The sequence below is a fragment of the Mycobacterium parmense genome, from assembly GCF_010730575.1.
In the GTDB taxonomy this organism is placed as follows: domain Bacteria; phylum Actinomycetota; class Actinomycetes; order Mycobacteriales; family Mycobacteriaceae; genus Mycobacterium; species Mycobacterium parmense.
The window spans coordinates 880,432-893,857 of the sequence record NZ_AP022614.1 but is presented as its reverse complement, the minus strand read 5'-3'; the positions used below and the strand labels follow the sequence as shown (position 1 = coordinate 893,857).

The 13,426-nt window shown below is 68.5% G+C and carries 12 protein-coding genes; 6 read left to right on the top strand and 6 right to left on the bottom strand.

Translation table 11 applies throughout. The features are described 5' to 3' along the window. Window positions 1–8: 8 nt before the first annotated feature. Window positions 9–1,262, top strand: coding sequence for a 3-oxoacyl-ACP synthase KasB (gene kasB, locus G6N48_RS04000; protein ID WP_085271315.1), 1,254 nt, complete (start codon window positions 9–11; stop codon window positions 1,260–1,262). Window positions 1,263–1,302: 40 nt separating this feature from the next. Continuing rightward, window positions 1,303–2,724, top strand: coding sequence for an acyl-CoA carboxylase subunit beta (locus G6N48_RS03995; RefSeq protein ID WP_085271314.1), 1,422 nt, complete (start codon window positions 1,303–1,305; stop codon window positions 2,722–2,724). A 70-nt stretch (window positions 2,725–2,794) separates the two neighbouring features. Here the strand turns inward: G6N48_RS03995 and G6N48_RS03990 are convergent, their stop codons facing one another. The 5 genes from G6N48_RS03990 to G6N48_RS03970 form a co-directional block, all read right to left on the bottom strand. Then, entirely contained in the window at window positions 2,795–4,378 is a 1,584-nt protein-coding gene (locus tag G6N48_RS03990; protein WP_085271313.1) for an FAD-dependent monooxygenase, read from the bottom strand. 2 nt (window positions 4,379–4,380) lie between these two features. Beyond that, window positions 4,381–4,920, bottom strand: coding sequence for a PNPOx family protein (locus tag G6N48_RS03985; RefSeq protein WP_085271312.1), 540 nt, complete (start codon window positions 4,918–4,920; stop codon window positions 4,381–4,383). A 131-nt stretch (window positions 4,921–5,051) separates the two neighbouring features. Further along, window positions 5,052–5,693: a TetR/AcrR family transcriptional regulator gene (locus tag G6N48_RS03980; protein ID WP_085271311.1), complete on the bottom strand. Its 642-nt coding sequence runs from the start codon at window positions 5,691–5,693 to the stop codon at window positions 5,052–5,054. A gap of 94 nt (window positions 5,694–5,787) precedes the next feature. After that, the gene (locus G6N48_RS03975; protein ID WP_372511189.1) at window positions 5,788–7,353 is read right to left on the bottom strand and encodes a glycerol-3-phosphate dehydrogenase/oxidase; all 1,566 of its coding nucleotides are present in this window, start codon (window positions 7,351–7,353) and stop codon (window positions 5,788–5,790) included. Beyond that, a complete protein-coding gene (locus G6N48_RS03970; RefSeq protein ID WP_085271310.1) occupies window positions 7,350–7,919 on the bottom strand; it encodes a TetR/AcrR family transcriptional regulator in 570 nt (189 codons plus the stop codon). Before G6N48_RS03970 ends, G6N48_RS03975 begins: the two co-directional genes overlap by 4 nt. A 56-nt stretch (window positions 7,920–7,975) precedes the next feature. Between G6N48_RS03970 and G6N48_RS03965 the strand changes: the two genes are divergently transcribed. The 4 genes from G6N48_RS03965 to G6N48_RS03950 are packed head-to-tail and all read left to right on the top strand — an operon-like array spanning window position 7,976 to window position 12,766. Continuing rightward, window positions 7,976–9,556, top strand: a complete 1,581-nt coding sequence (locus G6N48_RS03965; RefSeq protein ID WP_085271388.1) for an FAD-binding oxidoreductase — start codon at window positions 7,976–7,978, stop codon at window positions 9,554–9,556. Beyond that, window positions 9,553–10,479, top strand: a complete 927-nt coding sequence (locus G6N48_RS03960; protein ID WP_085271309.1) for a diacylglycerol kinase — start codon at window positions 9,553–9,555, stop codon at window positions 10,477–10,479. Before G6N48_RS03965 ends, G6N48_RS03960 begins: the two co-directional genes overlap by 4 nt. Next, the gene (locus G6N48_RS03955) at window positions 10,476–11,516 is read left to right on the top strand and encodes an alpha/beta hydrolase (protein ID WP_197745584.1); all 1,041 of its coding nucleotides are present in this window, start codon (window positions 10,476–10,478) and stop codon (window positions 11,514–11,516) included. The genes G6N48_RS03960 and G6N48_RS03955 overlap by 4 nt, the downstream gene beginning before the upstream one ends. After that, the gene (locus G6N48_RS03950) at window positions 11,513–12,766 is read left to right on the top strand and encodes a serine hydrolase domain-containing protein (protein WP_085271307.1); all 1,254 of its coding nucleotides are present in this window, start codon (window positions 11,513–11,515) and stop codon (window positions 12,764–12,766) included. The genes G6N48_RS03955 and G6N48_RS03950 overlap by 4 nt, the downstream gene beginning before the upstream one ends. An 81-nt stretch (window positions 12,767–12,847) precedes the next feature. Here the strand turns inward: G6N48_RS03950 and G6N48_RS03945 are convergent, their stop codons facing one another. Further along, window positions 12,848–13,360, bottom strand: coding sequence for a DUF3145 domain-containing protein (locus G6N48_RS03945; protein ID WP_085271386.1), 513 nt, complete (start codon window positions 13,358–13,360; stop codon window positions 12,848–12,850). Between the last annotated feature and the right edge of the window lie 66 nt (window positions 13,361–13,426).

Below are 13,426 nucleotides of genomic sequence, written 5' to 3'. Positions count from 1 at the left end.
CAAGACCCATGACAGAGCTGGTTACCGGGAAGACGCTCCCGAATGTGGTCGTCACTGGCGTCGCCATGACGACCGCGCTGGCCACCGACGTCGAGAACACCTGGAAGTTGTTGCTTGACAGCCGAAGTGGAATTCGCAAGCTGGAGGACCCGTTCGTCGAGGAATTCGACCTGCCGGTGCGCATCGGTGGGCACCTCCTCGAGGAGTTCGACACGCAGCTGACGCGCGTCGAGCTGCGACGGACGGGTTACCTGCAAAGGATGTCGACCATCTTGGGACGGCGGGTCTGGGAGAGCGCAGGTTCGCCCGAGGTCGACAACAACAGGCTGATGGTTTCCATCGGCACCGGGATGGGCTCGTCGGAGGAGATGGTCTTCAGCTACGACGACATGCGTCAGCGAGGCATGAAGGCCGTCTCGCCGCTCGGGGTGCAGAAGTACATGCCCAACGGCGCCTCGGCGGCGGTGGGGCTGGAACGCCACGCCAAGGCAGGCGTCATCACGCCGGTGTCGGCGTGCGCATCCGGTTCCGAGGGCATCGCCCAGGCGTGGCGCAACATCGTCTTCGGTGAGGCCGACATCGCCATCTGCGGCGGCGTCGAGACCAGGATCGAAGCGGTGCCCATCGCGGCCTTCGCCCAGATGCGCATCGTGATGTCCACCAAGAACGACGACCCCGAAGGCGCCTGCCGCCCGTTCGACAGGGACCGCACGGGCTTCGTCTTCGGCGAGGCCGGTGCGCTGATGGTGATCGAGACCGAGGAGCACGCCAAGGCTCGCGGGGCCAACATCCTCGCGCGGCTGATGGGCGCCAGCATCACCTCGGACGGCTACCACATGGTTGCCCCGGACCCCAACGGTGAACGCGCCGGGCACGCGATGACCCGGGCGATCCAGTTGGCGGGCTTGACCCCGGGCGACATTCACCACATCAATGCGCACGCGACCGGGACGTCGGTGGGTGACCTGGCCGAGAGCCGGGCGATCAACAACGCTTTGGGCAGCAACAAGCCGGCGGTGTACGCACCCAAGGCGGCGCTGGGTCACTCGGTCGGCGCGGTGGGCGCGGTCGAGTCGATCCTGACCGTGCTCGCGCTGCGCGACCAGGTCGTCCCGCCGACACTGAACCTGCAAAACCTCGATCCGGAAATCGATCTGGACGTGGTGGCCGGCAAGCCGCGGCCCGGCAAGTACGACTACGCGATCAACAACTCGTTCGGGTTCGGTGGGCACAACGTGGCGCTCACCTTCGGGCGGTACTGACCCGCTGGACCCCGGAGCACCCTCGAACAGGAGATCTGCGATGACAATCATGGCCCCCGAGTCGGTTGGCGAGTCGCTCGACCCGCGTGACCCCTTGTTGCGCCTGAGCAACTTCTTCGACGAAGGCACCGTGGATCTCCTGCACGAGCGTGATCGCTCGGGCGTGCTTGCCGCGGCGGGGACCGTCAATGGCGTGCGCACCATCGCCTTCTGCACGGACGGCACCGTCATGGGCGGCGCCATGGGCACCGAGGGCTGCAAGCACATCGTCAACGCCTACGACACGGCCATCGAGGAGCAGAGCCCGATCGTGGGCATCTGGCACTCCGGCGGGGCCCGGCTCGCCGAAGGGGTCAAGGCCCTGCACGCCGTCGGAACGGTGTTCGAAGCCATGATTCGCGCGTCCGGCTACATCCCGCAGGTCTCGGTGGTCGTCGGCTTCGCCGCCGGCGGCGCCGCGTACGGGCCGGCGCTCACCGACGTCATCGTGATGGCGCCGGAGAGCCGGGTGTTCGTCACCGGGCCCGACGTGGTGCGCAGCGTCACCGGCGAGGACGTCGACATGGCCTCGCTGGGTGGCCCCGAAACCCACCACAAGAAGTCCGGGGTGTGCCACATCGTCGCCGACGACGAGCTCGACGCCTACGCGCGCGGGCGCCGGCTGGTCGGATTGTTCTGCCAGCAGGGGCATTTCGACCGCAGCAAGGCCGAGGCCGGTGACACCGACATCCACGCGCTGCTGCCGGAATCGGCGCGGCGCGCCTACGACGTGCACCCGATCGTGACCGCGATCCTCGACAAGGACGCCCCGTTCGACGAGTTCCAGGCCAGCTGGGCGCCGTCGATGGTGGTCGGGCTGGGCCGGCTGTCCGGCCGCACCGTCGGCGTCCTGGCCAACAACCCGCTGCGCCTGGGCGGCTGCCTGAACTCCGAATCCGCCGAGAAGGCCGCCCGTTTCGTGCGCCTCTGCGACGCGTTCGGCATCCCGCTGATCGTGGTGGTCGACGTTCCCGGTTACCTGCCGGGTGTCGACCAGGAGTGGGGCGGCGTCGTGCGCCGCGGCGCCAAGCTGCTGCACGCGTTCGGCGAGAGCACCGTTCCGCGGGTCACGCTGGTCACCCGGAAGACCTACGGCGGGGCCTACATCGCGATGAACTCCCGGTCGCTGAACGCGACCAAGGTGTTCGCGTGGCCGGACGCCGAGGTCGCCGTGATGGGCGCCAAGGCCGCCGTCGGCATCCTGCACAAGAAGAAGCTGGCCGCCGCACCCGAGCACGAGCGCGAGGCGCTGCACGACGAGCTGGCCGCCGAGCACGAGCGGATCGCCGGCGGTGTGGACAGCGCCATCGAGATCGGCGTGGTCGACGAGAAGATCGACCCCGCGCACACCCGCAGCAAGCTCACCGAGGCGCTGGCGCAGGCGCCGGCGCGCCGCGGGCGGCACAAGAACATCCCGCTGTAGACCGCTTAGCCCGCGAGCGTACTGTCACGGCGAAAAATCGCGACCAGATTCGCCGTGCCGTTACGCCCGCTCAGCTGCGCCCAAGGATGGCCGACAACGCTTGATGCAGTTCGCCTTCGGGGTCAACGGGGAGTTCTTCGGCGCGCCAACCAACGAAATCGTCCGGGCGGATCAGTAGCGCGCCATCATGTGCCAATCGGGTCACCTTGGCCCACGCATCGTCGACGATGCAGCGCATGGTGACCGGGACGCCGAGAGCAGCCGACACCGATTCCACGACGCCGCGCCATTGTTCGTTCCCGCTGAGCACGGTGAACCCGGGACCCAGCAGGTCGAGCGTCGAAACACGTTGCCCGCCTTGCTCTACCCACACGTGCGGTACCCGGGTGCCGGGTTGAGCGCACAACTGCTCCACGAGCTGAACAGTGTCCGGGTGCCCCGCAGGCTCGTCGCCCACGACGGCCGCCGACCGGTACTGGTACCCGATGAGCAGGGAGAACATCGAGCGCTCTTCTTCGACTGGCAATTGCGGCCGGTCCTGCCCCAACGGGAGTAAGTCAACCACCGGCCCGGTGAGGGACTGGCGCGCATTGAAGCGCCCGACCGGGTGCCGCTCGATGTGGTAGGTGCTCAGAAGTGTCGGATTGGCCTGGCCGTTCAAAACGGCGGCAAGCTTCCAGGCCAGGTTGTCTGCGCTCTGGATGGCCGTGTTGGCTCCGCCGGCCTTGAACGGCGGCATGGTGTGGGCGGCGTCGCCGACGAGAAAGACTCGCCCGCACTGGAATTGGTCGGCCACCCGCTCGTATGGTTGCCAGGACGCCACTTCGATGATCTGCATTTCGATCTGCTCGCCGACGGCCTGGGTGAGCAGCTCGGCGCAACGTTCCGGGGTGAATTGCGCCGCGGTCTCACCCTTATCCGGCAGGTAGGTGGTGATGAACATGCCAACGTCACCCTCCACCACCAGGAAAATCCCGTCCACCTCGGCGTTTTTGACTTGCACGCCGTCCCCGTCGCCCAGGTTCGGGACGAACTTCCGCCACGGTGCCTTGAAATAGACGAAGACGACATAAATCGGCAGCGCGCCGTATCCGGAGGTGGTCACGCCCAGTGATTCCCGGATCGGGCTGCGCACCCCGTCCGCGGCGACGAGATAGTCGGCGCGCACGGTCTCGGTCTCTCCTGAATCCTGTTCGCGCACAATGACCGTCACCCCGGCACCGTCTTGCTCGAATGACGACAACTCCGTACCGTAGCGAACCTCGCTGCCCCGCCTGCGGGTTTCGGCCAGCAGCATGGGCTCCAGCTTGCTTTGCGGGCAATACTGTGCGGGCGGCTCGGGACTCAGTTCGCTGAAGGGCGCGAATATGGCGTCGATGTCGATGGCCGGTGCTTCCTGCGCGCTGTTCAGCGTCGGCTTGACGACCATGTCGGAAACGCCGTCGGCGACGGCGTGGACCTCGTCGCTCAAACCCAGAGCGCGCAGGATCTCCAGGCTGCGGAAGCTCAGGTTTCGGGCTTTCGGGTAGATGAAGACTTCGCGCCGCTTCTCGACCAGCAGCGAGGGAATCCCGAGCCGGGCAAGCAACGCCGACGTGGCCAGCCCGCCGACGCCGGCGCCGACGATGAGCACGGGGACACGGGTGACGTGCATGCTCATTTGCCCTCGTTGGATTGGGCCCCATCGGTGGGATGCAGCCACAGGAATGTCTTCGTTCCCGGGCCGACGATGAACGGCTTCACCAGGGGCGGATAGGCTTTCATCGCCTCGGCCGCAGGTACAAGCTCGGGTCTGTCCAGCGCATACTCTTTCCCGTTCCAGGTGAGCGTGCACTTCCCGGCGGCCAGGACGTTGCGGCACCAATCGACTTCGGGGTACGCCACCCCCAAAACAAAACCGTCGCCGAGCCGGTATGCGCTGAGCGGGGTCACATAGCTGCGCCCGCTGCGCCGTCCGACGTGATGCAGCGCACCGAGGTTGAAGTAGAGCATTCCCAGGCGGGTTCCGGCGATCCTCCGCATCGGACGGTTCGCCGTCTTGGTGAACCGGCGGATCCTGTCGCTGAACCACTCCAGCCGTAGCAGCGGCGAGAAGCCGAGCAAAAGGAGATACAGACCCACGGCGGTGCCGGTTACCACGACGGGAACCGCCAGTACCAGTCGCAGCAAAAAGACGAATCGGTTGCGACGCTCCACGCGGCCACCTCGCTTCCCGGGAGTGTGCCGGTTAATCGTACGCGGAACGCATCGGTTCCGTTCCGTGTCCAGACTGGCACGGATCGTGGGCGCCCGCAAGCGCCTCACGGCGGCGGCGCCGTGCAGGGGCGCTAGTCGACGCGATTGAGGGTCGCGAGCGGAAGCATCACCTGTTCAAGAGCGCGGCGAGCGTAGACGCGATCGATCGGTCGTCCCGCCATCATTCGCAGGACGTTGAGGCCCAGGATGGCGTCGGGTATGAGCGTCAAATCGTGACCCGAAGGAATCTCGCCCCGGGCCACGGCCTGGTCGAGGACCACCTTGATGATCTGACGCGGCACGCACAGCACAAGATCGTCCAGCGCCGCCGCGAGGACGGGAGTGTGCATTGCCGCCGTCGCCGCGCCGATGATCACCTTGATCGTGCTCAGAGCGGCTTCGTCGAAGTCCGGCACCGCGTCCACCAGTGCGTCGATGTCGCCGCGCAGGCTCCCGGTATCCGGCGGGTCGACCGGTCCGTGTCCCCGCCGCCAGTGCGCGATCGCATCGGCCACCACCGCTGCCTTCGACGGCCAGCGCCGGTAGATCGCGGCCTTGCCAACACCCGCACGCGACGCGATGTCGTCCATACTCATCCGGTCGTAGCCCTGTTCGCCCAGCCCCTCCAGCGCGGCCTCGAGGATGGCGGCGTCAAGAGAGGGATCAAAGCGTCCCCGATTTTTGCCCGCTGGCCGGCGCGCCGCCCGTTCACCTCGAACGCTGTCGGCAGTCATGGCAGATGTCCTCGGTCTAGGCGATACGCTATAGTTCCGCTTGAATTTACCGGTGCCGGCAGCTCAGCCGCAAGCACCGCCTCTGGTAGCGCCGTCAGCCCGGCAAGCCGAAACGTGCCATGAACTCCGCGGCCACGGCAACAACCCGCTCGCGGTCCCGTGGCACCAGGCCAATGCGGGTCCGCCGATCCAAGATATCGGAGACGTCCAGCGCGCACTCGTGGGTCACCGCGTATTCGAACTCCGCCCGGGTCACGTCGATGCCCTCAGCGACCGGTTCGGTGGGGCGCTCGCAGGTGGCGGTCGCGAACACCTGCGGCGCCTCCGCGCCGTAACGCGCCACCAGCGATGCCGGCAGACCGGCGACCGGCCCCTGGTGGACCGGAGACGCCGGCCCCGGATTGGACGGCGCGCCGATCAGCGGCAGGTTGCGCGTCCGGCAGTCACCGGCGCGCAGGTGTCGCAGGGCCACGGCGCGATCCAGGACGTCCTGGGCCATGTAGCGGTATTCGGTCAGCTTGCCGCCGATCACGCTGATCACGCCGGACGCCGACTCGACGACGGCGTGCTCGCGCGAGACGTCCGCGGTGCGGCCCTGCCCGCTGTCGATCAGCGGCCGCAGGCCCGCGTAGGCGCCGATCACGTCGGCCGCCTTGAGCGCGGTCCCCAGCGCGGTGTTGACGGTGTCCAGCAGGAAGGTGACCTCCTCGCCCGACGGCTCGGGGACGTCGGGAATGGGGCCGGGCGCGGCTTCGTCGGTCAGCCCCAGATACACGCGGCCCAGCTGCTCGGGCATGGCGAACACGAACCGGTTGAGCTCGCCGGGGATCGGAATGGTCAGCGCCGCAGTCGGATTGCCGAAGGCGCCGGCGTCGAACACCAGGTGGGTACCGCGGCTGGGCCGCAGCCGCAGCCCGCCGTCGATCTCGGCGGCCCACACCCCGGTCGCGTTGATCACCGCCGCGGCGGAGACGTCGAACGACTGCCCCGTGCGCCGATCGGTCAGCCGCGCCGACGTGCCGGTGGCCTCCGCCGCCGCCACGTGGGTGAGGATGCGGGCGCCGTGCTGAGCCGCGGTGCGTGCGACGGCGGTGACCAGCCGGGCGTCGTCGATCAGCTGCCCGTCGTAGGCCAGCAGCCCGCCGGCCAGGCCGTCGCGGCGCACGGCGGGGACCATCTGCACGACGCGCTGTGCCGCCACCCGGCGCGACCGCGGTAGGGTCGCCGGCGAGGTGCCCGCGAGCGCCCGCAACGCGTCGCCGGCGAGGAACCCCGCCCGGACCAGGGCGCGGTCGGCGCGGCTCATCGACGGCAGCAGCGGAACCAGTTGAGGCATCGCGCGCACGAGGTGCGGGGCGTTGCGCGACATCAGGATCCCGCGTTCGATGGCGCTGCGCCTGGCGATCGCGACGTTGCCGCTCGCCAGGTAGCGCAGCCCGCCGTGCACCAGCTTGGAGCTCCACCGGCTGGTGCCGAACGCCAAATCGTGTTTCTCGACGAGCGCCACCCGCAGCCCGCGCGACGCGGCGTCCAGCGCGATGCCGGCCCCGGTGATGCCGCCGCCGATCACGAGCACGTCGGGCCGCTCACCGTCGCCGAGCGCGGTCAGGTCGGCCGCGCGGCGCGCGGCGTTGAGGGCTCCCGATCCCAGGGGCGTCACGACAGGTATCCGTTCAGGGCGTGGGCGAGTTCGTCGGCCAGAGCGCCGGCGTCCAGGATCGACGCGACGATCTGGGCCGACTGGATGGTCGACTGGGCGATCAGCAACACCATGGTGGCCATCTGCAGCGGGTCGCCGGCGCGCACGCTGCCGCTGCGTTGGGCTACCCGCATCCGCGCGGCGAGCGCGTCGATCAGCATCTGCTGGCTGGAGCCCAGCCGCTCGGTGATGTAGATGGGCGCCAACTCCGAGTGCAGCACGGACATCACCAGTTTGTCGCGGCGCAGCAGGTCGGCGACCGTGACGATCTGCCGCACCAGCGATTCGCGGTCGTCCCCGGCCAGCGGCGCCTTGTCCAGCGCGCCCATCACGTGCCGCGTCAGCAGCGCCGCCACGATCGACTTCGTGTCCGCCCACCGGCGATACACCGTCGGCCTGCTCACCCCAGCGCGGCGCGCGATCTCGGCCAGGGTCACCCGGTCGACACCGAAGTCGACCACGCAACTGGCCGCCGCGGCCAGGATCCGCTCACCGGGGTCCGGCGCGGCGTTACTGATTGACAGCATGTGTAATACTGTAACGCATGACGCCGGTGCCACCCGCCGAGGAACTCCTCCCGCCGATGAAGTGGAACGCGTGGGGAGACCCCGCCGCGGCCAAGCCGCTTTCGGAGGGAATCCGCACGCTGTTGAAACAGGCTGTCGGCGTAGAGGATTCGGGCGAGCCCGAGCTGCAGGCGGGGCAGGTCCGGCTGCGTCCGTCGGCCCTGCCGCCGACGGACGCCGACGCGCTGGCCCACATCGTCGGCGCCGCGTACTGCCGCACCGCGGACGCCGACCGGCTGCTGCACGCCGGCGGCAAGTCCACCCTGGACCTGTTGCGGCGCCGCGACACCGGCGTGCAGGACGCGCCCGACGCGGTGCTGCTGCCCGGTGACGACGACGCCGTCGCCGCCGTCCTGCGGTACTGCTCCGAGCACCGTATCGCCGTGGTCCCGTTCGGGGGCGGCACCAGCGTCGTGGGCGGTCTCGACCCCATCCGCGGCGAGTTCGGCGCCGTGGTGTCGCTGGACCTGCGCCGCCTCGCCCGGCTGATCTCGCTCGACCGGATCTCGGGCCAGGCGGTCTTCGAGGCCGGCGTCACCGGGCCGGACGCCGAACGACTGCTCGGCGAACACGGCTTCTCCCTGGGGCACTTCCCGCAGAGCTTCGAGTACGCGACCATCGGCGGCTTCGCCGCGACGCGGTCGTCGGGCCAGGACTCGGCGGGTTACGGGCGGTTCAACGACATGGTCCGCGGCCTGCGGGTCGTCACCCCGGTGGGCGTGCTGGACCTGGGCCGCGCACCGGAATCGGCGGCGGGACCCGACCTGCGCCAGTTGCTGATCGGCTCGGAGGGCGCTTTGGGCGTCATCACCCGGGTGCGGCTGCGCGTGCACCGCTCCCCCGACGCCGTGCGCCACGAGGCCTGGTCGTTCCCCGACTTCGAGACCGGGGCCGCGGCCCTGCGCGCCGTCGCCCAGAACGCCACCGGCCCGACCGTGATCCGGCTCTCCGACGAGGTCGAGACCGGGATCAACCTGGCCACCACCGAGGCGATCGGCAAGACGCAGATCACGGGCGGCTGTCTGGCCATCACCACGTTCGAGGGCACCAAGGAGCACGTCGAAAGCCGGCAGGCCGAGACCAGCGCGCTGCTGGCGTCGCACGGCGCGACGTCGCTGGGTGAGGGCCCGGCGCGGGCCTGGGAGCGGGGACGGTTCGGCGCGCCGTACCTGCGTGACTCGCTGCTGTCGGCGGGAGCCCTGTGCGAGACCCTCGAGACCGCCACCGACTGGTCCAACATCGCGGCGCTCAAGGCCGCCGTCACCCAGGCACTCACCGATGCGTTGTCCGCGTCGGGCACGCCGGCGCTGGTGATGTGCCACATCTCGCACGTCTACCCGACCGGAGCGTCGCTGTACTTCACCGTGGTCGCCGGTCAGCGCGGCAATCCGATCGAGCAGTGGCGGGCCGCCAAGAAGGCGGCCTCGGACGCGATCATGGCGGCCGGCGGGACCATCACCCACCACCACGCGGTCGGCGCCGACCACCGGCCGTGGATGGGTGACGAGGTGGGCGAGCTCGGGGTGCGGGTACTGCGTGCGGTCAAGGCGACGCTGGATCCCGCCGGAATCCTCAACCCGGGCAAGCTGATTCCATGAGTCTGCGGCGGCGCGAGGTCGGCAAGGTGATCGCGCTCACCAACCCCGCCTCCGGGCACGGCGCCGCCGTCGGCGCCGCGCAGCTCGCGATCGCGCGGCTGCACCGGCGCGGCGTGGAGGTCATCGAAATCATCGGCGACGACGCGCAGGACGCGCGACACCTGGTCGCCGCGGCGCTGGAGAAGGGCGCCGACGCCGTGATGGCGACCGGGGGCGACGGCGTCGTCTCCAACGCGCTGCAGGTGCTCGCGTGCACCGATGTGCCGCTGGGCATCGTCCCGGCCGGAACCGGCAACGACCACGCGCGCGAATTAGGCATTGCGACAAAGGATCCCGAGGCCGCCGCGGACGTCGTCGCCGACGGCTGGACGGAGACCATCGACCTGGGCCGCATCCGCGACCGCGCCGGCGGGCAGAAATGGTTCGGCACGGTGGCGGCCGCGGGCTTCGATTCCCTGGTCACCGACCGCGCGAACCGGATGGGCTGGCCGCACGGACGGCTGCGGTATTACCTCGCGATGCTCGCCGAGTTGTCGCAGCTGCGGCTGTTGCCGTTCCGGATGGTGCTCGACGGGACCCGTGAGATCGATGCCGACATCACGCTCGCGGCGTTCGGCAACACACGCAGCTACGGCGGCGGGATGCTGATCTGCCCCGGCGCCGATCGCGCGGACGGCCTGCTCGACATCACCATGGTGCACGAGGCTTCCCGGGTGAAGCTGGTCCGCCTGTTTCCCACCGTGATCAAGGGCACGCACGTGAAGCTCGAGGAGGTGAGCACGGCGCGCGCGACGTCCGTCGCCGTCGAATGCCCTGGCATCAACGTGTACGCCGACGGCGACTTCGCGTGTTCGCTGCCCGCCGAGATCTCCGCGGTGCCGGCGGCGCTGCAGGTCCTGTGCCCGGGAGGGAACGTCGCGTGACTTCAAAGCTCGACCTCGACCCCCGCCTCGATCCGCGGATCAAGGCATTCTTCGCGGGCATCGATCTGGGGACGGCCAAACCCAACGTCTCGAGCCGGGAGGAACTGCTCGCGCAGGAGAACACGCCGGCAGCCCTGGCCGCGCAAGACCGCGTGAACGCCCTGTTCAACGCCATGGACAGCGAGGAGGTCGCGCCGTCGGCCGGCCTGACCGTCCGCACCGAGACATTCACCTCTTCGCCCGACGGGAACACCATCAAGATCCAATACATCCGGCCGGACAACGCCGAGACCGTGCCATGCGTCTACTACATTCACGGCGGCCGCATGCAGTTCAGCTCCTGCTTCCTCGGCAACTACAAGGCCTGGGGCCGCATGATCGCCGCCCGCGGCGTCGCGGTGGCCATGATCGACTTCCGCAACTCGGTGCACCCCTCCTCCGCGCCGGAGGTAGCTCCCTTTCCCGCCGGCTTGAACGACTGCGTCTCAGGCCTCAAGTGGGTCCACGCCCGCGCCGGCTCGCTCGGCATCGATCCTCAGCGGATCGTCGTCGCCGGCGAAAGTGGCGGCGGCAACTTGACTCTCGCGCTCGGAATGAAACTGAAGCGGGACGGGGACCACAGTCTGATCCAAGGTCTGTACGCGATGTGCCCCTTCATCGCCGGGGAGTGGCCCCTGCCGCAGAATCCCTCATCGGTCGAGAACGAGGGGATCTTCATCTTCGTGCAGGAAAACCGCAGCACCATGGCGTACGGCATCGATGCGTTCAGGGCCCGCAATGCGCTCGCCTGGCCCGGCATGGCGAAGTCCGACGATGTCAGGGGCCTCCCTCCGGTGGTGATCAGCGTCAACGAGTGCGATCCTCTGCGCGACGAGGGGATTGCCTTCTATCGACTGTTACTGAACAGCGGCGTGTCCGCGCGCTGCCGCCAGATCATGGGCACCGTCCATGGCACCGAGATCCTGCCCGTCATCTGTCCCGACATCAGCCGCGATACCGCTTGCGACATTGCCAATTTCGCGAGGTGCACATCATGAGTCCGTTGCCTGCGGCTGATCCCGCATCGGTCGGCTTCTGCCCCAAACGCCTCGACCGCCTCGACGAGGCCATGCAGGCGGAGACCAACGCCCGTCACTACGTCGGCATCAGCCTGATGGTCGCCCGCCACGGCAAGCTCGTGAAGTTCGGAACGTACGGCTACCAGTCGCTCGAAAGCCGTTCGCCGTTGCGGGAAGACGCCATCTTCCGCATCGCCTCGATGACGAAGCCGGTGATCGCCGTCGCGATGATGACCCTTTACGAGCAAGGCCAGTGGCAGCTCGACGATCCGGTCACCACATTCATCCCCGAATTCGGCGGCTTGCGGGTGCTGAAGGACGACAAGCTGGTTCCGCTCGATCGCCCGATGACCATGCGTCACCTGATGGCGTCCTGCGCGGGCTTTGCCTTCGGCGCGCCAGTGGGCAGCACCAATCCGAAGCTGGATGAAATGTACGCCGCCGCCGACCTATTCAGTGGTACGAACGAGGACATGATCGCCAAGATGGCGGAGCTGCCTTTGGAAGCACAGCCCGGCACCATGTTTCGGTACGGCCTCCAACAGGAATTTCAAGGGGTGATCATCCAGCGGATATCCGGCGAGCCGCTCGACACCTTCCTCGAGCGGCGGATTATCGGGCCATTGACTATGATAGACACCGGCTTTGGCGTCGCGCCGGAAGACCGCGACCGCATCGCGCCACGCTACGCCCTCGACGAGAACCTCGAACTGAGGCTCGCCGCTGACCAATCGCCGTTTCCGGTCTTGGCCGGTACGCCCGCCGGCGAGAAACCCACATATCTGCTCTCGATCGCGGGGCTGTATTCGACGGCGCAGGACTACCTGCGCTTCGCGCAGATGTTGGCGAATCGCGGTGTGCTCGACGACGTCCGGATATTGGCGCCGACTTCGGTTGCTCTGATGACGAGCAACCTGCTGCCCAAAGGCGTGCCGGTACGTTTCGACCAGCCATTCGAAGGCGTCGGATATGGCATGGGCGTCGGCATCGTCCTCGACCCTGGGCACGCCGATTTCAACGGCGGTGCAATTGGTACGGGCAGCTTCTTCTGGGGCGGCGTGCACGGAACGTGGTTCTGGGTCGACCCGACCTACGACGTCGTGGTCATCGGAATGGTCCAGCAGCAAGACGCCGGAAACGCGATGACCGGCCGCCCTTACCCGGTGCCCGACATCCGCGGGATATCGCGATCCATCACCTACGGGGCGTTGGTCGAGCCGGCACGCTGATCAAACCTGGAATGCGGCAGCGCATGCGCTATCGCATTTCCACGTCGCCCATGCCTTGGAGAGAGCGGCCGCCCGCAGAAGCTAACCGACCCCGCGGCTCAACCAGGTCAGCTCGCCGGCGTCGCCGCCGTCGCGGTAGACCTCGAGGGCTTCGTCCCACGCCGTTCCCAACACGGAGTCCAGCTCGGCGGCCAGGGTGTCGGCCCCCTGCGCCATCATGGCGCGCAGCCGCATCTCGCCGACCATGATGTCGCCGTTGGCGCTCATCGCACCGCTCCACAGACCCAGCTGCGGGGTGTGGCTGTAGCGCTGGCCGTCGACTCCCGGGCTGGGGTCCTCGGTGACCTCGAACCTCAGCACCGACCACGAGCGCAGCGCGTTGGCCAACCGGGCGCCGGTGCCCACGGGGCCCACCCAGTTGGTGACAGCGCGCAGCTGCCCCGGCATCGCCGGCTGCGGAGTCCAGTTGAGGTTCGCCTTGGCCCCCAGGGTCGACGACAACGCCCACTCGACATGCGGGCACACCGCCGCGGGCGAGGCGTGCACATACACCACGCCTGTCGTCACGTCGGCGAATTGATTCGACGCACGCATCTGCTGCTCCTTCGGTTCCACGAGGGACGTCTTCCCCAACGACCTGATGGACCCGATGAGCGGGAT